This is a genomic window from Erwinia amylovora (assembly GCF_017161565.1).
Lineage (GTDB): Bacteria > Pseudomonadota > Gammaproteobacteria > Enterobacterales > Enterobacteriaceae > Erwinia > Erwinia amylovora.
In genome coordinates this window covers 37,698-57,573 of the sequence record NZ_CP066796.1, presented here as the reverse complement: position 1 = coordinate 57,573, position 19,876 = coordinate 37,698, and the positions used below count along the sequence as shown (strand labels likewise).

At 49.9% G+C, this 19,876-nt stretch carries 17 protein-coding genes and 1 pseudogene; 11 read left to right on the top strand and 7 right to left on the bottom strand.

Annotated elements, in window-relative coordinates; genetic code table 11:
- Positions 1-25: 25 nt before the first annotated feature.
- On the bottom strand, positions 26-493 hold the full coding sequence (locus JGC47_RS00260; protein ID WP_004161070.1) for a MarR family winged helix-turn-helix transcriptional regulator: 468 nt from the start codon (positions 491-493) through the stop codon (positions 26-28).
- 65 nt (positions 494-558) lie between these two features.
- On the opposite strand from JGC47_RS00260, the gene JGC47_RS00255 reads away from it, so the two are divergent.
- Entirely contained in the window at positions 559-1,179 is a 621-nt protein-coding gene (locus tag JGC47_RS00255) for an HD domain-containing protein (protein ID WP_004161071.1), read from the top strand.
- A 92-nt stretch (positions 1,180-1,271) separates the two neighbouring features.
- Here the strand turns inward: JGC47_RS00255 and JGC47_RS00250 are convergent, their stop codons facing one another.
- Complete coding sequence (locus tag JGC47_RS00250; RefSeq protein WP_004161072.1) at positions 1,272-1,502, bottom strand: hypothetical protein; 231 nt, start codon at positions 1,500-1,502, stop codon at positions 1,272-1,274.
- Positions 1,503-1,515: 13 nt separating this feature from the next.
- On the bottom strand, positions 1,516-1,764 hold the full coding sequence (locus JGC47_RS00245) for a hypothetical protein (RefSeq protein ID WP_004161073.1): 249 nt from the start codon (positions 1,762-1,764) through the stop codon (positions 1,516-1,518).
- Between the two features lie 452 nt (positions 1,765-2,216).
- Here JGC47_RS00245 and JGC47_RS00240 point away from each other — a divergent pair, with 452 nt between their 5' ends.
- Both JGC47_RS00240 and JGC47_RS17905 read left to right on the top strand, forming a co-directional pair.
- Entirely contained in the window at positions 2,217-3,077 is an 861-nt protein-coding gene (locus JGC47_RS00240; RefSeq protein ID WP_004161074.1) for a carbon-nitrogen hydrolase family protein, read from the top strand.
- A 491-nt stretch (positions 3,078-3,568) separates the two neighbouring features.
- Positions 3,569-3,673, top strand: a pseudogene (locus JGC47_RS17905) (type II toxin-antitoxin system death-on-curing family toxin); the annotation flags it as partial.
- Positions 3,674-3,844: 171 nt separating this feature from the next.
- Here JGC47_RS17905 and JGC47_RS00235 read toward each other — a convergent pair.
- Complete coding sequence (locus JGC47_RS00235; protein WP_004161076.1) at positions 3,845-5,059, bottom strand: HNH endonuclease signature motif containing protein; 1,215 nt, start codon at positions 5,057-5,059, stop codon at positions 3,845-3,847.
- Positions 5,049-6,902 carry a DNA adenine methylase gene (locus tag JGC47_RS00230; RefSeq protein ID WP_004163504.1) on the bottom strand — a complete coding sequence of 618 codons (1,854 nt, stop codon included), beginning with the start codon at positions 6,900-6,902 and terminating at the stop codon, positions 5,049-5,051. The genes JGC47_RS00235 and JGC47_RS00230 overlap by 11 nt, the downstream gene beginning before the upstream one ends.
- Before the next feature lie 613 nt (positions 6,903-7,515).
- Between JGC47_RS00230 and JGC47_RS00225 the strand changes: the two genes are divergently transcribed.
- The 3 genes from JGC47_RS00225 to JGC47_RS00215 all read left to right on the top strand — a co-directional run bounded on the left by JGC47_RS00225 (position 7,516) and on the right by JGC47_RS00215 (position 9,826).
- A complete protein-coding gene (locus JGC47_RS00225; RefSeq protein WP_168385081.1) occupies positions 7,516-7,749 on the top strand; it encodes a helix-turn-helix domain-containing protein in 234 nt (77 codons plus the stop codon).
- A 224-nt stretch (positions 7,750-7,973) separates the two neighbouring features.
- The gene (gene dalD, locus JGC47_RS00220; protein ID WP_004161085.1) at positions 7,974-9,377 is read left to right on the top strand and encodes a D-arabinitol 4-dehydrogenase; all 1,404 of its coding nucleotides are present in this window, start codon (positions 7,974-7,976) and stop codon (positions 9,375-9,377) included.
- A complete protein-coding gene (locus JGC47_RS00215; RefSeq protein WP_004161086.1) occupies positions 9,374-9,826 on the top strand; it encodes a SemiSWEET family sugar transporter in 453 nt (150 codons plus the stop codon). The genes dalD and JGC47_RS00215 overlap by 4 nt, the downstream gene beginning before the upstream one ends.
- Here the strand turns inward: JGC47_RS00215 and JGC47_RS00210 are convergent.
- Positions 9,811-10,806, bottom strand: coding sequence for an acyltransferase (locus tag JGC47_RS00210; protein ID WP_004161089.1), 996 nt, complete (start codon positions 10,804-10,806; stop codon positions 9,811-9,813). The genes JGC47_RS00215 and JGC47_RS00210 overlap by 16 nt on opposite strands.
- 271 nt (positions 10,807-11,077) lie before the next feature.
- Here JGC47_RS00210 and glyQ point away from each other — a divergent pair, with 271 nt between their 5' ends.
- The 3 genes from glyQ (at position 11,078) to JGC47_RS00195 (ending at position 15,303) form a co-directional block, all read left to right on the top strand.
- On the top strand, positions 11,078-11,989 hold the full coding sequence (gene glyQ, locus JGC47_RS00205) for a glycine--tRNA ligase subunit alpha (protein WP_013036313.1): 912 nt from the start codon (positions 11,078-11,080) through the stop codon (positions 11,987-11,989).
- Between the two features lie 9 nt (positions 11,990-11,998).
- Complete coding sequence (glyS, locus tag JGC47_RS00200) at positions 11,999-14,068, top strand: glycine--tRNA ligase subunit beta (RefSeq protein WP_004161091.1); 2,070 nt, start codon at positions 11,999-12,001, stop codon at positions 14,066-14,068.
- A gap of 188 nt (positions 14,069-14,256) precedes the next feature.
- Positions 14,257-15,303, top strand: a complete 1,047-nt coding sequence (locus JGC47_RS00195) for an NAD(P)-dependent alcohol dehydrogenase (protein WP_004161092.1) — start codon at positions 14,257-14,259, stop codon at positions 15,301-15,303.
- 42 nt (positions 15,304-15,345) lie between these two features.
- Here JGC47_RS00195 and JGC47_RS00190 read toward each other — a convergent pair whose 3' ends face one another.
- Positions 15,346-15,639 carry an HTH-type transcriptional regulator gene (locus JGC47_RS00190; protein WP_004161093.1) on the bottom strand — a complete coding sequence of 98 codons (294 nt, stop codon included), beginning with the start codon at positions 15,637-15,639 and terminating at the stop codon, positions 15,346-15,348.
- Between the two features lie 332 nt (positions 15,640-15,971).
- On the opposite strand from JGC47_RS00190, the gene JGC47_RS00185 reads away from it, so the two are divergent.
- Together JGC47_RS00185 and JGC47_RS00180 are read left to right on the top strand one after the other, a co-directional pair.
- A complete protein-coding gene (locus JGC47_RS00185; protein WP_004161096.1) occupies positions 15,972-16,688 on the top strand; it encodes a DUF3053 domain-containing protein in 717 nt (238 codons plus the stop codon).
- Positions 16,689-17,872: 1,184 nt separating this feature from the next.
- A complete protein-coding gene (locus JGC47_RS00180; protein ID WP_004161098.1) occupies positions 17,873-19,804 on the top strand; it encodes a PTS mannitol transporter subunit IICBA in 1,932 nt (643 codons plus the stop codon).
- The last annotated feature ends 72 nt before the right edge of the window (positions 19,805-19,876 follow it).

Genomic DNA, 19,876 nt, shown 5'->3' with positions numbered 1-19,876 from the left:
AGGCTATTTCCTGGTGTCAGCACAATTAACCATTAAGGTTATCACGTAGCATTTCAAGCTCGCTTTTCAGCGATTGCAGCTCTTCCGGTTTACAGGCGGAGGCACGGCAGACGGATGCGGGCAGATCCAGCGCCTGCTGACGCAATGCTCTTCCCTGTTCTGTCAGCGTAACCTCCACCTGACGTTCGTCTTTACGCGAACGATAACGGTTTAACAGACCTGCTGAATCAAGGCGTTTAAGTAACGGCGTCAGGGTGGCTGAATCGAGGTACAGCCGCGCGCCGATCTCAGATACCGTGACATTATCCTGCTCCCACAACACCATCAGCACCAGATATTGCGGATAGGTGATGCCCAGCGGAGCCAGCAGCTGCCGGTAGAGCTTATGCAGCGCAAGGTTGGCCGAGTAAAGCGCGAAGCACAGCTGCTGGTCGAGCAACAGGGGCGCAGTAGTCACTTCTTTAACGTTCTTATCGTTTTTATCGGTCATCATGCTAAGATGATAGATAGTGCACTATATAATTGCAAGCGACTTTTATGATCTGGGGGTGCAGAAGCATGCATACAGTGGAAGAACGAGCGCATCGCTATGCCAGAAAAGCTCATGCTGAAGCCGGACAGCGGCGAAAATATACTGACGAGCCTTATATCGTGCATCCCGCAGCGGTAGTGGCGCTGGTACGCAGCGTCAGCCACAATGAGGAGATGCTGGCAGCAGCGTGGCTGCATGACACGGTCGAAGATACTGCCAGCACCCTGAACGATATTCGTCGTCACTTTGGTGGCACCATTGCCAGCCTGGTTGAGATGCTCACCAACCGGGGTGACACGGCAGGTCAGAGCCGCATTGCGCGTAAAATCGCTCATTTCCGTCATACGCAGCAGGCCAGTCCTGCAGCGCAGACCATTAAACTGGCCGATATTATCGACAATACCCGTTCAATTATTCATTACGATCCGCAGTTTGCACGGGTTTATCTGGTTGAAAAACGCGTGCAGATAGCACTTCTCACGGCGGGCAACGCTGCCCTGTTGCAGCAGGCTAAACAGATTGCCGAACAGAGTATACGGCAACTGGGGCAACCGCCGCACAACGTCCCGGCCAGCTGGTTTGAACGCCAGGAAGCCAAGTACCGCCAGGCGATAAACGCAGCCGCTGGTAACGCATCGTACAGCTGAGATGCGGGCCGTTGAGCGACCCACCCGGCTACCCGCCTGCCTTATGGGCAGAAATGGGACTGTTTGTTATCAGCCCGGCGGGCTGCGCGCGATCAACTGATGTCCAGCAAGGCGATTTCTGCCAGCTTTAATGGTGCAGGCAGGGCGTTTAAACAAGGATGATGACCACAACGGGCAATGAAGGCTGCGAATAAGGTAAATAGCGTCATTGCCCTGTTGGCAGCTCGAAAATAAGCCTTAAGCAGCCACTCGCTATCGGAGCCAGCAGAATGAACTCCTGCTGGCATATTTATTACTGTGGGCTGATTGATAAATGGCGACATAAAGAGATTGATTCTATTTCAGGGAGTGGCACTGGAATACGTCCACCCATGCTCCCGGCGTGTTGAGAATATATTTTTTTTCCGCTTGCACAGACGCATCTTTTTCACTGCTGGCTGTAAAGGTCCAGTCCCACAGCCCACGGTCGTTATTATCACCATAAGCACCGCTGCAATAATATGCGCTTTGAGCAGCATAAACTGGCAGAGAGACTAAAGCAGTGAGGATGCAGATTAGTGAGAAAAAATTTTTACCTTTATTCACAGACGATCCCTTTAATTAATTACTCCAGTTGACGTGCGATAAATCAGGTTAAATATCGCACCTTAACGATTAACACAAGATAAACCATTTGCCTGCAACCACTCACATAACGTCCTGAATTTCAATCAGGCAATATTCGACGGGGATTATTTATTTGAGCAATTCCTATCCTGTAAGGGGGGGTTAATTTTCTTCAACCGGCCCATCGTATGCACTGGCACCTCGACGTTTTGGAAATATCCCATTCTGACACCGCATGGTGTCAGGCGATGATCCACACCATTTTACAAGCCGGTGGTAAGCGCTGGCAGCCGTGGGATACCTGTAATATGCTGTATGAGTTCATTATTATATGCGTACCCTATCTTTGCGGTTCGCTGAACGGGGCAAATTATTCTGAGCTAAATCAGACGTGCGACCGGCGATTATCGCACGCTTTATGGAGTTGAACTATGTGCGCATATCGTTTCACCTGTCCCGCAAATAAATTGAAAGTGGCCGTCGCGCAGGCGGAGCCTGTGGCGGGGGATATTCCGGCTAACGTGCAGCAGTCCGTTACCCTGATCGAGCGAGCAGCAAAATTGGGGGCAAAAGTGGTCTTACTGCCGGAGAAATTTCTCAGTGGTTATGAACCTTCGTTAATCAAAGCCGATCCCGCCCGCTATGCCGTTAGCACCACTGACGAGCGGCTGAAGCCGATTGCAATGGCATGTCGTCAGGCAGCTATTTTTGCCGTTATTGGTGCTGCTACCCAGGAAGAAACGGGAGTTTGCATTACTTCGCTGTGCTTTAACCCACAGGGTGAGCTGTTTGCCCGTTATCACAAACGAGCGCTGTTCAGTAGCGAAGCGAGGTTTTTCCAACCTGGCCAGCAGGCTGTGGCGATTGAGGTCGAAGGATGGTCGCTGGGGATGGCTATCTGCTACGACAGCGGTTTTGCCGAACATGCCCGCGCAGCGGCGCTATCAGGATGCCATGCTTATCTGGTCAGCGCCCTGTTCAGCTGCGGAAATGGCTACCATGAATCCCGAATCTGGATGCCAGCGCGGGCGCTGGATAACACCTTGTACGTGTTAATGTCCAATCACGTTGGTACGACCGGGGGCTGGCAGGCGTGCGGAGGCAGCGCCGTCTGGGATCCTTACGGCAAGATAATGGTCGAGGCCAGCGCAGAGAGCACGGAAGTGATGGTGGCAGAGCTGGACCCGGCATTTCTGCGTGATATGCGCGGCCGGGAAAACATGCTGAACGACTTTGCCGAACGTTACTACATGTTGGCCAGCCCGCTGACGCAAGGGGCAGGATCATCGTAATACGGATATGAAATGGATCCGTAAGCCGCCGGATCCGTAACATCAACAGCGGCGTTAAAATGCGGCTTCGCTTCACTGGTACAATTTTCTTGTAGCGATGGTTAATACCATTGAGGTCAATATGAAGGAGATCAACTTCAGCGATGCTCGCCAGAACCCGGCGGCGGTCTTACAGCAGGCAACTGACCGCATGCCCCTGTGACCATCACGCGTTGCGGACATTCCTCAGCGGTGATTATCAGCACCAGCGAATTTCATGCCCTGCAGACGGCAAAAAATGGACAACGAGTTTAAGGTCATAATCAATATTCATGGCGACCAAGCCTGGGATCAGGCACCCAAATGACGATACGTTTCATTTCAGCGGAATTATGGCTCGCTTTGTTACCGGATACTGAATGTCACTCACGGAGTCAGACGGATTTCCGAACCGGGACGCGCCGCTTACTTAATCAACATATTTATAAAGGTGTTAAGGTTATTTTGAGCAGGCAGCTGTTCACCTGCTGGCAATATCACGCGGCCCTGTATTCAATGATGGCAATATGTGCACTGCGCTGTTTATTATACTACTTTTTCTAAGACATAATGGGATTGAAATACAGAGTAGAGGTATTCAACAGGTTTAACAGCGGGGGCGCAGGATCCTGGATAGCTGTAACTGATACCGCTGCATCTACCCTTTTTGGCCTGTACCAGTCGTCTAAGCAACGCTTACTGAGCGCGATACAGCACCTCTCGGCAGCAAGAACATCCCAATCCATGTTCTATAAGTTTTGAAGTGGAGCGTTATTCCGCGCAGCTATTAAGATGAAATCATTATTCATTCCTTCAATACTCGCGTTTCTTTTATTTATATATAGAATGAGATCGTTACTCAGAATTGAATTGGGTAATGATTTATTTGTTGTTATTTTGTTTATATAATTTTTATGTGATTTTAAAATACTGTTTTTCACTAATATCCCACCATTCTCATTTATTACAATGATATTTCTATCATACAGTTTATGGTGGTTTTCACATAACCAAATTCCATTATTTTCACTTAGGGCATGCTTAAGCTTTTCATCATCACTTAAGTTTATCTTTTTTATCTCAGATACAGGCCAAATATGAGCTCCCTGTATTATTTGAGGGATTTCACAATCACAAAAGGAGCATTTTTTTTGTCCTATTTTATTTAGTAAGTTATATATGAATGTAGGAGATCGAAGGCTATCATTTTTTATGAATTCATCTCTCTCCATATCTTTATCAGACTGAATTTCTAATATATTAATCTCTCTTTGGATGACAGATAAATCTGGTTTTGGTAACTTAGTTAAGCTTCCCTCAGATACTTGAATGAGTTCAACCCGCTTACAATCAAGATTAGCTAAAGCCAAACACATTAACGTTGACTCTTTTTTATTTGCTCCATATGTTTTAGCATATATTTGAGTGATATTTTTATCGTTTATAGTTATGTAAGATGAGTTATTGGCCTTATTTTTACTCCGCAACGAATCTTTATTTAATATTAAATCATCTATGTTATTGAAATGTGTTATTTTCTTTCCAACTGCAATGTCATCATTTAAAAAAACAAATCCTGCAGTTGCCATTAATCTATACATAAAGTTAAAGTATTTTGTTTTTATGTTTCCTTCGTGATTAACAAAATAAAAAAATACCTCTTTATTTCTCGATGAATCATTATGATAGGCAACTAAGGCACTAGTTGCACTTTGAAAGCTAGAGTTTCTTCCTTCAGCATTACTTTCCGATATAGAAATATAGTTAGTTTTCCCATTGAACTCTAACCTTGCTAAACGCCCTTTATTATAACTATCATTATCATACGTAACATGATAGTCTTTTCGTCCTGTTATCCTGTAACAGATATCAGTCAAAACGTCATTGCTAAAAACATCTGAGAATAAAAATTTACCTTTTTGCGATTTTCTTTTAATGGTAAAAAGTGGGTTTTTACTTTTCATAATTTACAATGATTACCTCTTTTCTATTTCGCCCTAAAACAATTGGAAGTTCAATTAATTTGTAATCATTTTCTTCTATAAATGATTTTAACTGATGGTTGTATTCTCCACCGTGTTCCAATACATAAGACAGCATGAATTTTATTTTCTTATTGTTTAATTGATTACAAAAGCAAAATAAATTAGATTCATCATCAACACCCCAACCGTTAAATCCTCTTTTTCCATCATTATAAGAACCGGTTGTAAGTCTGTAAGGTGGATCAAGGTAAACAAAATCATCGCTATCGATTGAGTTCATCAAAAGCTTATAATCTTCCTGATAGAAGGATACATTGATTTCTTTTATTTTCCTGGAAAAAGAAATTAATTTTTCTAAGACCTTGTTATTGAACCACCGCATCCCGGTTGGATTATTAAACTCATAACTACCATTAAATCTTATTTGCTGCTGAAATCCATACAATATTATAGTATATAATAAAATCGGATCTCTTTTATCAATAGAACTACTATTGTAATCCTTTCTGGCCTTTAGGTAATTATCTTTATTTTCCGGCTCAAGGTTATATTTTTTTATTAGTTTTTTTACGTTAGTTATGTATTTATACGTATCAATGTCATGAATTGACTCAATTAGCTCCTTAACGAAAAAATTATATTCATTATATATAACACTATCAGCATCGATATTAATCCCAACATTGAAACCCCCACCAAAAATATCATAGAACTTATCTATTTTATTGGGTAAAGCAGAATTGATGAAATCAATATATTTAGACTTGCTTCCAATGTAATTTAATGGCGATTCATATCGTACAGTGTTTTTTTCTCTTTTTTTTATATAAAACAGATACTCAAAATGTTCTGACTCACCTTTAGATTTATGGTTTTTATATTTTTTATACGCTATTTTTCTGCATTCGTAGCTGCTTTTCACACCATATCGCATCATGACTGAGTCAATAAAGTCTTTTGACATAAAACCATCAGCACTGTAGCTTAATAATATGTGACTTGCTTTTGTTTTGCTTATTATTTTATCTAACAGGATATGACACTTGAAATCCTTTGACCAATCTGATCTCATCGGCGTTGTTGATCTGGATCCTGTTACTTTACTAATATCAGGTGAATCATTTAAGATCAGTGTTTCAAGTAAATGATATTGAGTCCCATATTGGTTTTGCGTATATGGAGGGTCTAAATAAAGAATATCGCATTCAACATTTTCTATGATGTCTTCTATTTTTTCGTTAAATACAGTTAACTTATTACAGTTTCCATCGCTACAATCAACAGGGAGATACTCAATTTCTTTTAACGCTCTGGAGTCCCAGTGCTTTAAGTATGCCCCATAAACCCCTGCTGTGTTGGACACTTTAGATATAGACTCTATTAAACTTGCTAAAAGATAGTTATACTCACTTTTATTTATTTGGCCATCTAAAAACCAATTTTCGATATTCTCTCGAATATAATCTATTCTCCCTGCATTTTGCGCGGAAAAATACATCCGTTCAGAACCACCAGGGGAGTAGTTTTTGTAAAAAAACCCTTTTTTGATTTCACTGGTATTATTAAAGAAATCAAAAGGATTGAAGTTTAATTTATTAAACCCGCACTCCCCAGATAGCAATCTTCCTGAAGAATATAACGTACTCCATTTTAAATTATCATTGATAACAATTTCACTATAATTACTTTTCAATGCATCAGCAACTGACCCAGTACCACAAAAAGCATCAAAAAATGAATATTCATTTTTGATGATATTTTTATCTTTTAATAATTCAATTATATTAGAAACGATAGTTTCTTTATTCCCTAAATATCTCAATTTAACTACCTAATCTTAACTGTAAAAACTATACTTCATGATATATCCACACCGCATTCATTGCCACAGAAAATAATGTTTTCTATATCTACATTCTCCACCCTGTCCCCCAGCGACAACATCGTGTACGTTTTGGCCTTTTTTGTGTCGCCGGTCCCGGTTCGGCCAGGATGAGAGCGTCCTTACCTCTACCGGGATGTATATCAGCCATATTGAACCACTGCCAGAAACCTTGCCTGCCGGCAGTCTGGTAATGGTACCCGGCGTTAGCGACTTCAGCCTGTGGTTTAAACCCCGCAAGCACAGACGCCACGCAGCTGGCTGACACGCATTCAACCGATGATCTATGCGCCGCGGGTGTGTATCTGTTCCGGTTCGCTACTGGCGGCCAGGGCGGTAATTGCTGAACGGCGGGAAGTCACCACTCACTAAGAGATGACTTCCCGCCTGAATGCGGCAGAAGCTGCTACGATCGTCAAACAACACCGTTTTTTTGTTAAAGACAGGGGTTCCGGACCCGCGCCGGGATCACCGCCGGCATCGATCTGTCGCTGCATCTGACAGGCTGCCTGTGCGATTCTCAGGTGGCGCCGGATGTCGCGCAAAAATTGTGGTGTTTTTCCTACGTTCAGAGGAAGAGCCGCAGCTGTCGCCCTGGCTGCGCTATCACAGCCACATTCATCCTGCCATCCACCGGGTTCAGGACATGCTGATACTGCAACCGAAGCAGCCGTGGTCACTGGAGGAAACTGCCTCACATGCGCCTGTCAGTGCACGTCTATTGCGCGCCTGTGCCGCCAGCAACTCGGCATTAGCGTGGGTGCTTATCATCAACAGCTGCGTCTGACCATTGCACGGCAGCGGCTCCGGCAGGATATAGGCAGTGAGAGAGCAGCGCGGTCTGCCGGGTTCTCTTCCTCACGCCAGCTGCACAGCACCCGCAATGCTGGCAGCAGTGTTTTTTTCACGCATCGCCGCCAGTGGCTTGGGCCGCCGGTTTTATCACCTTGATTTTCTGTGCTACGGTTACAAATAACATTGTCACTATCTGTTTCAGATTAAGGATAAGGTTTGCACCGCAACAACGATGAAAAATCGAACTGGTTACACCTTGGTGCTGGCGCCTTTCACCGCGCACACCAGAGCTGGTATCTGAACCAACTCCACCAGCAGGGAGACAACAGCTGGACACTTTCCCTCGCCAATATTCGCAACAGTCGTACGCAAAAAACCCTCCAACAGCTGGCAAAACAGCAGGGCCGCTACACGCTGGAAATCATCTCCCCCGAAGGTGACATTGTCTATCAGCCGATTGAAGCCGTCGAAAACGTCATCCTTTGGGACAACGGCCTGAAATCACTGGTCGATGCAGGGGCCAGTGCAAAAACGAAAATTATCTCGTTTACCGTCACCGAGGGCGGCTATTTCCTTGACGATGATGGCCAACTTGACCTGACGCACCCGGCGATTCAGGCCGACCTTGCCGGGCAGCAGGAAACCGGCACGCTGTACGGTGCGCTGGTGAAAATTCTGCGTGAGCGTATGCGTCATCAAACCGGCTCCGTTACCCTGCTTAACTGCGATAATCTGCGCAATAACGGCGACAGCGTGGCACGCGGTTTATCTCAGTTTGTTAAAGCGCAGCACGACCCGGATCTGCTGGCGTGGATTGAGCACAACACCTCCGCCCCGAACGGTATGGTTGACCGCATCACGCCCAAATTTGATGCCGCACTGTCAGACAGGCTGGCGAAACAGGGTATTAAAGATGACGATGTGCCGCTCTCCTGTGAAGCTTTTTCCCAGTGGGTACTGGAAGACAAGTTTATTGCCGGCCGTCCGGCGCTGGAAAAGGCCGGAGTTGAGTTTGTCAGCAGCGTCACGCCATATGAAGAAGCCAAAATACGCGTTCTGAACGCCAGCCACAGCGGCATTGCCTGGGCCGGCGCACTGCTGGGCAAAAAGTATATTGACCAGAGTTTGCAACCGCAGATCAAACAGTGGATTTGCGACTACGTGCTAAAGGATGTGGCGGCAGCGTTGCCGCCTTGCGATATCGATCTGGCGCGTTATGCTGAAACCACGCTAAACCGATTTAGCAATAAATGGGTGCGCGATACCACGCAGCGCGTCTCTTCGGACAGTATCGCCAAGCTCCAGCAGTTTATCTCGCCAACGCTGAAAACCCGTTATAAACAGGGTGCGACACCTGCGGCAACGTTGATCCTGCCCGCCCTGTGGTTCCGCTTTATGCAGCAGCATCATGCCGGAACGCTGCCGTTCGACTATGAAGACCGGGCGCTGGATGAAGTGCCGTTTGCAGACATCTTCAGCGCCGACGACCCGCTTCAGGCATTGACTCAACAAAAGAAATTATTTGGTTCGCTGGCTGGCCGCCCTGAACTGTATCGCGATCTGGCAGCAGCGGTGGACAAGGTTGATAAGGGTTTACAAAAGATGCGAGAAAATCCATGAAAAATATACTGATTGTGGCCGCCACCATTGCCCTGGCGCTGTTGTCGATCATCTTCCTTAGCCCGTGGCCGGTCTGGTTGGGAACCCTGGCGGCCTGGGTCACCACCGGTTCTTTCTGCCTGCAGGTGATGCATATCGTCAAAAACAAAGATACCAGCGGGCTGTCGCTCGGGATGTGGGCCGCGCTGTTCTTCGGCGTTTCCTGCTGGACGTGGTACGGCTACCGCATGCACGATGTGCCGGTGATGGCCGCTAACAGTGTCACCTCGATACTGGCTCTGACGGTGATTATGCTCAAGCTGTGGCACGAGCGCCCGACGCGCAACCCTAACCCACGCCGGCTGGTGCGTACACCGGGGGTGATCCTCAATCCACGCATTAGTCGTCTGCGCCCGCTGGTGACGCCGGGGATGCGCCGTCGGGATAAAAAAGGTCAGCTCACCAAATGATATTTATCGATGCGCTTCAGCCCCGCCGCCAGTAGCAGGCTGCCCAACAGGGTAATGGAAAATACCAGCGGGATATCCAGCAGCGGGCGATCGGTGTTATCCAGGTGGCGGGTGCGCATAAAGTGGATAAACAAGGCATGGAAGCCATAAATCGGCAGCGAATAGCGTGAAATCAGCGCAAAGAATGGATTAACACGCTGGTTAAGGGTGTTTTTAAACAGCACCAGCAGGCTGACCGCAGCAAGAAATACTGCCGGACCGCAATAGAGATACCAGGTATCAGCAAAGGCGCCGTTTATCGCAAACTGTCGTTTGGTGCCAAACGCAATCAGCAGCACGCAGAGTACAAAACTCCCCCCGGCAAGCCAGCTAACGCCGCGCCTCTGCGTATCCATCATGCCTATCGCCCGGCCCATCAACGCGTACAAAAGGTAGTAGATGGTGTCGCCGCTGATATACAGATTAACCGGTAACCAGTGGAAGCGGGCAATCGAACCGTCGACGGTATTCGGGTTGGCGAGGATCGCCAGCACCAGCGTCACCGCTGCCAGATAGCCAGCACGCACCGGTTTCACCTGTATCAATGGCGAGAAGAGATAGATAACGATAATCGCGAAGAAGAACCACAAATGGTAGAACACCGGTTTTTGCAGCAGGTATTTGATCGACTGCGCTTCGTTAATTGGCGTCAGCAGCGTGATGTAGAGCAGCGCGACCGCGCTGTAGAACAGCAGGCACAAAAAAATCCTCAGAAAGTGTCGCTTCTGCGCGCTACGCTCGCCAAAGAACAAGAAGCCGGAAATCATAAAAAATAGCGGTACGCAAACGCGTGAGGCAGAATTCAACAGGTTGGAGAGATCCCAGCTGCGCTCGCCCACCGATAAACCGGTAGTGACATACCAGGTGGTGGTGTGGATCATAATGACCATCAAACAGGCCAGGGCGCGTAAATTCTCAATCCAACCGATTTTGTGCGACATTTCGTCCTCTGTTACCCGATTAATCCTGCCTCAATGCGAAATTCAGGGTAGCCAGGCGGCCAGCCTACAACAAGCTGCAAACGAAAAATTAGGAACAGGATGAGGGCGCGCTTGCCCGGACGGCGGTATGACAGGCTGAAAAGCACATTACGCGCCGCCGCGCATTTTGCGCAGCAGGCCGCAAGAGCAGATACCCTTTTGGTAATCCCCCCGGTCAACGGGTATACTGATGCCCACTTTTATAACGACTCGTATCGCGTGCGAAATCAACATGCAAAAGTTTGATACCAAGACCTTTCAGGGGCTGATCCTGACCTTACAGGATTACTGGGCTCGCCAGGGCTGCACCATTATCCAACCGCTGGATATGGAAGTGGGCGCGGGGACATCTCACCCGATGACCTGCCTGCGTGCGCTCGGCCCGGAGCCGACTGCGGTTGCCTACGTGCAACCCTCACGCCGCCCAACCGATGGCCGCTATGGTGAAAACCCGAACCGCTTACAGCACTACTATCAGTTCCAGGTGATCATCAAGCCTTCCCCGGACAATATTCAGGAACTGTACCTCGGTTCACTGAAGGAGCTGGGCATGGATCCGACCATTCACGATATTCGCTTCGTGGAAGATAACTGGGAAAACCCCACGCTGGGCGCCTGGGGCCTGGGCTGGGAAGTGTGGCTGAACGGCATGGAAGTGACGCAGTTCACCTACTTCCAGCAGGTTGGCGGCCTGGAGTGTAAGCCGGTTACCGGTGAGATCACCTACGGGCTGGAGCGCCTGGCGATGTATATCCAGGGCGTCGACAGCGTATACGATCTGGTGTGGAGTGACGGCCCGCTGGGTAAAACCACCTACGGCGACGTGTTCCATCAGAATGAAGTCGAGCAGTCGACCTATAACTTTGAATACGCCGACGTCGACTTTCTCTTTCCCTGCTTCGAGCAGTACGAGAAAGAAGCGCAAAGCCTGCTGGCGCTGGAAAAACCGCTGCCGCTGCCGGCCTATGAACGCATTCTGAAAGCCGCACACAGCTTTAACCTGCTGGATGCGCGCAAAGCGATCTCCGTCACCGAGCGTCAGCGCTATATTCTGCGCATCCGCACCCTGACCAAAGCCGTGGCTGAAGCCTACTATGCCTCCCGCGAGGCACTGGGCTTCCCGATGTGCAATAACAAGAAATAAGAGGCAGCCATGACTGATAAAACTTTTCTGGTGGAAATCGGCACCGAAGAACTGCCTCCGAAAGCGCTGCGCAGCCTGGCTGAGTCCTTTGCCGCCAATCTGACCGCCGAACTTGACGCTGCGGGCCTCGCCCACGGCGAAGTGAGCTGGTTTGCCGCCCCGCGGCGTCTGGCGCTGAAAGTCGCTAATCTGAGCGCCGCCCAGCCGGATCGCGAAGTGGAAAAACGCGGCCCGGCGATCCAGGCGGCGTTTGATGCTAACGGCGTGGCCACCAAAGCGGCTGAAGGCTGGGCGCGCGGCTGTGGCATCACCGTTGATCAGGCCGAGCGCCTGAGCACCGATAAAGGTGAATGGCTGATGTACCGTGCCCGGGTCACCGGTGAGCGTACCCAGGCGCTGCTGCCAGCCATGATTGCTAATTCGCTGACAAAACTGCCGATCCCGAAACTGATGCGCTGGGGCGCATCTGAGGTGCAGTTCGTGCGTCCGGTGCACACCGTGACGCTGCTGCTGGGCGATGAGCTCATTCCGGCCAATATTCTCGGGGTCGATTCGGCGCGCGTTATTCGCGGCCACCGCTTTATGGGCGAACCGGCGTTCACCATTGACCATGCCGATCAGTACCCGCAGATCCTGCTGGAACGCGGTAAAGTCCAGGCCGACTACGCAGCACGTAAAGCCACCATTAAAGCAGATGCCGAAGCGGCAGCCGCGAAAATTGGCGGCGTAGCCGACCTGAACGACAGCCTGTTGGAAGAAGTCACTTCGTTGGTCGAATGGCCGGTGGTGCTGACGGCGAAGTTTGAAGAAAAGTTCCTTGCGGTTCCTGCCGAAGCGCTGGTGTATACCATGAAGGGCGATCAGAAATACTTCCCGGTATATGATAAGGCGGGCAAGCTGCTGCCGAACTTTATCTTTGTGACCAACATCGAGTCGAAAGACCCGCAGCAGATCATCTCCGGTAACGAAAAGGTGGTGCGCCCACGTCTTGCTGACGCCGAATTCTTCTTCAACAGCGACCGTAAACGCCGTCTGGAAGATAACCTGCCGCGTCTTGAAACCGTGCTGTTCCAGAAAGAGCTGGGCACCCTGCGCGCGAAAACGGACCGCATTCAGGCGCTGTCCGGCTGGGTTGCCGCACAGATCGGCGCTGACGTTAATCACGCCACGCGCGCTGGCCTGCTGTCCAAATGTGACCTGATGACTAATATGGTGTTCGAGTTCACCGATACCCAGGGCGTGATGGGCATGCACTACGCGCGTCACGACGGCGAAGCCGAAGACGTGGCGGTAGCACTGAACGAGCAATATCAGCCGCGCTTTGCCGGTGATGTGCTGCCTTCTAACCCGGTGGCCTGTGCGCTGGCGATTGCGGACAAGATGGATACCCTGGCGGGCATTTTCGGTATCGGTCAGCATCCGAAAGGCGATAAAGACCCGTTCGCGCTGCGTCGTGCTGCGCTGGGCGTGCTGCGTATCATCGTCGAAAAGAATCTGCCGCTGGATTTACAAACTCTGAGCGAAGAAGCGGTGCGTCTGTATGGCAATAAGCTGTCTAACGCGAAAGCGGTCGATGAAGTAATCGACTTTATGCTGGGCCGGTTCCGCGCCTGGTATCAGGAAGAAGGTCACAGCGTTGATACCCTTCAGGCGGTACTGGCACGTCGCCCAACGCGCCCGGCGGACTTCGATGCGCGCATGAAGGCGGTCTCTCATTTCCGCACGCTGGAACAGGCGGCGAGCCTGGCGGCAGCCAACAAACGCGTATCCAACATTCTCGCGAAGGCCACAGAGCCGTTGAACGACAGCGTGCAGGCATCGTTGCTGAAAGAGAATGAAGAGATCAAACTGGCGACTTACGTCACCGCACTGAGCAGCAAACTGCAGCCGTTCTTTGCCGAAGGGCGTTACCAGGAGGCGCTGATTGAGCTGGCGCAACTGCGCGAAGCGGTCGATAACTTCTTCGACAAGGTAATGGTCAACGCCGAAGAGAAAGAGGTACGTATCAACCGCCTGACGCTGCTGGCCAAACTGCGTGAGCTGTTCCTGCAGGTGGCCGATATCTCTCTGCTGCAATAACGGAAGAGGCAAGCGGCGGAATAACACGGGTCCGCCGCTACCCGCATCAGAATGATATGCTAATAAGCGGGCGGCCAGATTTCACCGCCCGCTGCGTTGTTTTGACACTTCATTTTACCCTTCCATGATTGCTTTCCGGGCTTCACCCCCCTACCCTGTAAGGTTTTCGCCAGGCAGGTTAAAACATTATGCAATCTCATGGATTCGCTGCCAAAGCAGCTAACACCCCGCTGGAACCCTTCGAATTTAAACGTCGTGAACTACAGGCTGGCGACGTCCATATCGATATTTACTATTGCGGCGTCTGTCATTCTGACCTGCACATGGCACGTAACGAATGGGGCATCAGCCAGTTTCCACTGGTGCCGGGTCACGAAATCGTCGGGCGGGTACTGCGCACCGGCAGCGATGTCACCGCCTTTAAAGCCGGGGATCTGGTCGGCGTTGGTGTGATGGTCGACTCCTGTGGCCACTGCGGGCAATGCCGCAAAGGCGAAGAGCAGTACTGCGAAGCAGGCTTTACCGCCACCTACAACGGCGAGGAGAAAGTCATCGGCGGCAGAACCTTCGGCGGTTACTCCGACAGCATCGTAGTCGACAGTAAATTTGTTATTACGGTGCCGGAAAATCTGCCGCTGAACGCCGTCGCTCCGCTGCTGTGCGCTGGTGTTACCACCTGGTCGCCGTTGAAGCACTGGAACGTGCAGCCGGGTCAGCGTGTCGGGGTCATTGGTCTGGGCGGACTGGGCCATATGGCCGTCAAGCTGGCGGCCGCGCTTGGCGCTGAAGTGGTATTGTTCACCACTTCCCCAGCCAAAGGTGCCGATGCCCGGCGGCTCGGGGCCAGCCAGGTCGTGGTATCAAAAGATGCACTACAGATGGAAAGCGTGCAAAACAGTCTGGATATGATCCTCGACTGCGTTGCCGCTCCGCACGATCTTGACCCGTACCTTAGCGCGCTGAAGACCAACGGGCATCTGGTTCTGGTGGGTATTCCTGATGCACCGCATAAATCCCCAGACGTCACGCCGATGGTATTTAAGCGCCTGAGCATCTCAGGAACGTCGATCGGCAGTATCAATGAAACACAGCAGATGCTGGATTTCTGCGGCCAGCACAATATCGTGTCAGACGTTGAAGTCATCCGTCTGGATGAGATCGAACAGGCGTTTGCACGAATGCTGAAAGGAGATGTGAAATACCGATTTGTCATTGATATGAAAGCTGGCAAGTAACCTTCAGAAGGCAAAAACCCGCCTGAGGGCGGGTTCATTCTTCTAGTTCAGCAGATCTCTGCTGAGATAAGGATTCGACTGAATCAACTTCATCAACTTTTGCGCACTGCGTGACGGTTTGGTTCGTTTGGCTTCCCAACTTTTTACCGACGATACGCTCACGCCTAACACTTGGGCAAATTCATCAATCTTCAGACCGGTAATTTCCCGGATTCGCTGCGGTTCGGGCATCGCCGTACTGTCCTTAGAGGCGGTTACCGCCGGTACTCCATCACGGGTTAACACTATCTGCTCCAGACTGGACAGCAGTTCAGACATTGGATCTTTAGTCTCCATCGGCACACCTCAATAAACTCACATAAACGTGAACAACCAGAGGGGTAGAACCTGAGGCTCAGGTTCTGAATACTGGCGAACACTTGCCGCAGCAACGTTTTCGGGCAGCAAAAGGGAAAACGCCAGAACCCTAAGTATTAGTTCACTTTTGGAAATTTGATCATACTTTTACATTATTTTTCCTGATATGGCTGCGCTGGCGGAAGTCAAACAGGATAAAATTCAGCTGTTCAGAGACAACTATCCATAAAAATTGATTTCGACTATTCTTTACGCAAGATTGATTGTGCAGGCAAAAATGACAGGAATTTGTTAACAGGGGTTTATTTCTTATGAAGACAGGATTATCACGCATCTGGACGCGCGTGCTGGTGCCGTTTATGGCACTGTTGCTGGTAACGCAGCTGACCGGCTGCGGCGATAAAGAAGACGAACAGCGCAAAGCGTTTGTCGATTTTCTGCAAAATACCGTGATGCGCAGCGGCGAGCATTTGCCAAGCCTGAGCGAGGATCAGAAGCAGAAGTTCGGCAACTATGTCAGCGACTATGCCATTCTCTACGGTTTCGCCCAACAGATTAACCGGGCGGTAGATTCCGGTCTGAAGCCGGTGGTTGATGAGCTTTCTGCTATCCGCACACCGCAAGATTATCTGACGCACCGCGACGCGCTGCGCCAGGCGAGCGGTTCTCTCGGCGTGCTCGGTCAGCAGATCCAGACAGCGAAAACGCTGGCCGACAGCAGTAAAGCCTCGCTGAAGCAGCCTGAAGACCTGAAAACCGTTTACGATAACGTGTTTAATAAAGTGGTGGTCCGGCCTGCCGCTTCCTTGTCGCCGCTATTGCCGGCATTACAAATGCTCAGTCAGGATGTGGTGCAAACCGGAGACTTTCTGCAGCAGCAGGGAGCACGAGTCAGCTTTAACGGCCCGGCTATTCAGTTCCCCACTCAGGAGCAGGCAACGCAGTACAATACGCTGATGAGTAATTTGAGCAATAACGTTCAGGCTCTTTCTCAGGCGCAGCGAATACTGCAAGGAGGCGTTAACTAAACGCTGAAAATGTAAAGGGGCAACAACGTTGCCCCTTCGGAGTTTACTCCACGTTCAGCGTGTTCAGGCGAGTCACTCTTTGCCGACATTCTGCTGTACGCCTGCCGCCGAAGCCAGATTTGCCCTGTAATCAGACTCCTTTCAATCCCTGCCACCCTGAAACTTTTCCCACCCCGACTAATGACAACTGACGAATTCCCCGTTTTCACCTTACTGTTTTAAATCAAAATTCCTGTTGCCAGCCAGATAAACTGGCGCAACACACAAAAAAAACGCTTTTACTGATAGAAAATCTATTTTGGTGACATTCAGGCAATTTCACAATATGACGGTGAGGCCAGCAATTATCACACTCTTCAATCATGTTGAGATGATTACAGCAAGAGGAAACAACGCTGCCCCTTATGGGTAAAAATTTACAACCGTTTATTACTGGCCAGGTGCGTAAAAATTGGCCCGATCATCTGCTATATTCTCACCGTTGAAACCTATATTGACTAAACAGCCTGGCATACGCTGCGCAAAGCCGGGGGGTTCGCAGCAATTCAGCGCTGGCCGCCGTTGCTGTCCCGTTGATTAACAGACGAGGAAATGATTCTTATGACGCTAGCGGAATTTGTACCATGCATCCGGTACTTCAACCCTGTTTCACTTCGATTCAAAATGGTGCCTGCCATGACAAATCCAATAACGACTGGTTGCAGATCAATCGATGTTGGCAATAATCGTGTCAAAATTTAAATTTAACTCTCTCGCACTGGCACAGTGATAAAAGTTATTTTTTATTAATAATCTGCTGATTTTATCTACATATCCCTTTTTTTAGCCTGGCGGCATCGTTGTTAGTGCAGTAAATTTTTTTGTGAACAAAATCACATTGCCAGCATAAACACCCAAAAAAAATTGTGAGTAAAATCACATAAAGGATCCCTTCGGGTTCTTTTTTTCTACATAACATTGCGAATATCTTTACACTTCGTGACTCATGTCACTAAAAAATACCCCGCACCCCCTGCAATTAAGTGACCCGCATCACACTTAATCCCCTGGCTACGCAAACGCCATATTCACATGATAGAGTCTGCCGGCATACAGTGACACCAGCGGCCACGCCGTAACGTCTCATACAAAAATCAACGCGCTCTCTTATTGGGTTAGCGCGTACTTATAAGAGGTGAGTTTATATGTCCTCATCAGACATCAAGATCAAAATTCAAAGCTTTGGTCGTTTTCTGAGTAATATGGTCATGCCAAATATTGGCGCGTTTATCGCCTGGGGTATCATTACCGCGCTATTTATCCCAACCGGATGGCTGCCGAACGCCACGCTGGCGAAGCTGGTGGCGCCAATGATCACCTACCTGCTGCCACTGCTGATCGGTTATACCGGTGGCCGTCTGGTCGGCGGCGATCGCGGCGGCGTAGTGGGGGCGATCACGACCATGGGCGTTATCGCTGGTGCTGACATGCCGATGTTCCTCGGGTCGATGGTTGCCGGTCCTCTGGGTGGCTGGGCAATCAAAACCTTCGACCGCCGGATTGATGGTAAAATCAAAAGCGGTTTCGAAATGCTGGTCAACAACTTCTCTGCCGGTATCATCGGCATGCTGTTGGCTGTCCTCGCATTTCTGGCGATTGGTCCAATGGTTCAGGGACTGTCACATATTCTCGCCGCCGGCGTTAATCTGATGGTACAAAATAATCTGCTGCCACTGACCTCCATCTTTGTGGAACCGGCAAAAATTCTGTTCCTGAATAACGCCATCAACCACGGGATCTTCTCGCCGCTGGGTATCCAGCAGGCGAGCGAAGCCGGAAAATCGATTTTCTTCCTGATTGAAGCTAACCCTGGCCCGGGAATGGGCGTGCTAATGGCCTATATATTCTTTGGCCGTGGCAATGCCAGACAGTCGGCCGGTGGGGCTGCCATTATTCACTTCTTCGGCGGTATTCACGAAATCTACTTCCCGTATGTGCTGATGAACCCTCGCCTGATCCTCGCCGTGATCCTCGGTGGTATGACCGGCGTTTTCACCCTGACACTGTTAAACGGCGGCCTGGTTTCTCCGGCTTCACCGGGATCTATCCTTGCCATACTGGCCATGACGCCAAAGGGAGCCTACTTCGCTAACATCGCGGCGATTGCGGCAGCCTTTGCCGTTTCCTTCGTGGTTGCGGCTATTCTGCTGAAAACCAGCAAGGCGAAAGAGTCTGATGATATTGAAGCAGCAACACGCCGCATGCAGGAAATGAAATCCCAGTCCAAAGGGCCGTCGGCTGCTGCGCAAGCGGATGGCAAGGGCCTGCAAGGTGACCTGAGCCACGTACGCAAAATCATCGTAGCCTGTGATGCCGGCATGGGTTCCAGCGCAATGGGAGCTGGCGTACTGCGTAAGAAAGTGAGTGAAGCGGGACTGAGCAATATCTCGGTCACTAACAGCGCGATCAACAGCCTGCCGGGCGATGCAGACCTGGTGATTACCCACCGCGATCTGACTGAACGAGCGATGCGTCAGGCCCCTCATGCGCAGCATATTTCGCTGACTAACTTCCTTGATAGCGGGCTGTATAATGAATTGACGGCGCGTTTGGCGGAAGCAGGCCGCACTGCCGAACATCGTGAGAAAGTCAGCGCGGTACTCAATGACAGCCTTGAAGATAACCAGGAAAATCTGTTCAAACTGAGCGCCAGCAACGTATTTCTTGGCAATCACGCCAGCAACAAAGAGCAGGCTATTCGCTTCGCCGGTGAGCAGTTGGTCAAGGGCGGCTACGTGGAGGCGGAGTACGTGGAGGCAATGCTGGCACGCGAGGAACTGACGCCAACCTACCTCGGTGAATCTATCGCCGTGCCGCACGGAACAGTAGAAGCTAAAGACCGCGTGCTAAAAACCGGTGTGGTATTCTGCCAGTACCCTGCCGGCGTTCACTTCGGTGAAGAACCTGAAGACATCGCTCGCCTGGTGATTGGTATCGCTGCGCGTAATAACGAACATATCCAGGTCATTACCAGCCTGACTAACGCGCTGGATGACGAAAAGGTGATTGCACGCCTGGCCTCCACGACAGATGTACAGGAAGTTCTGGACCTCCTGTCAGGTAAAACCAGTCGATAAGCCGTTTTGATCGTGATCCCTCAATGGGTGCCGGGAATGCCCGGCCCTTATTGCTGCGGGAATACATGAGAT

Bases quoted from the DNA above. Each gene is read 5' to 3' on its own strand.
- JGC47_RS00260 (WP_004161070.1), bottom strand. From the start codon at position 493: ATGATGACCGATAAAAACGATAAGAACGTTAAAGAAGTGACTACTGCG.
- JGC47_RS00255 (WP_004161071.1), top strand. From the start codon at position 559: ATGCATACAGTGGAAGAACGAGCGCATCGCTATGCCAGAAAAGCTCAT.
- JGC47_RS00250 (WP_004161072.1), bottom strand. From the start codon at position 1,502: ATGTCGCCATTTATCAATCAGCCCACAGTAATAAATATGCCAGCAGGA.
- JGC47_RS00240 (WP_004161074.1), top strand. From the start codon at position 2,217: ATGTGCGCATATCGTTTCACCTGTCCCGCAAATAAATTGAAAGTGGCC.
- JGC47_RS00235 (WP_004161076.1), bottom strand. From the start codon at position 5,059: ATGAAAAGTAAAAACCCACTTTTTACCATTAAAAGAAAATCGCAAAAA.
- JGC47_RS00215 (WP_004161086.1), top strand. From the start codon at position 9,374: ATGAAAAATATACTGATTGTGGCCGCCACCATTGCCCTGGCGCTGTTG.
- JGC47_RS00210 (WP_004161089.1), bottom strand. From the start codon at position 10,806: ATGTCGCACAAAATCGGTTGGATTGAGAATTTACGCGCCCTGGCCTGT.
- glyQ (WP_013036313.1), top strand. From the start codon at position 11,078: ATGCAAAAGTTTGATACCAAGACCTTTCAGGGGCTGATCCTGACCTTA.
- glyS (WP_004161091.1), top strand. From the start codon at position 11,999: ATGACTGATAAAACTTTTCTGGTGGAAATCGGCACCGAAGAACTGCCT.
- JGC47_RS00195 (WP_004161092.1), top strand. From the start codon at position 14,257: ATGCAATCTCATGGATTCGCTGCCAAAGCAGCTAACACCCCGCTGGAA.
- JGC47_RS00190 (WP_004161093.1), bottom strand. From the start codon at position 15,639: ATGGAGACTAAAGATCCAATGTCTGAACTGCTGTCCAGTCTGGAGCAG.
- JGC47_RS00185 (WP_004161096.1), top strand. From the start codon at position 15,972: ATGAAGACAGGATTATCACGCATCTGGACGCGCGTGCTGGTGCCGTTT.
- JGC47_RS00180 (WP_004161098.1), top strand. From the start codon at position 17,873: ATGTCCTCATCAGACATCAAGATCAAAATTCAAAGCTTTGGTCGTTTT.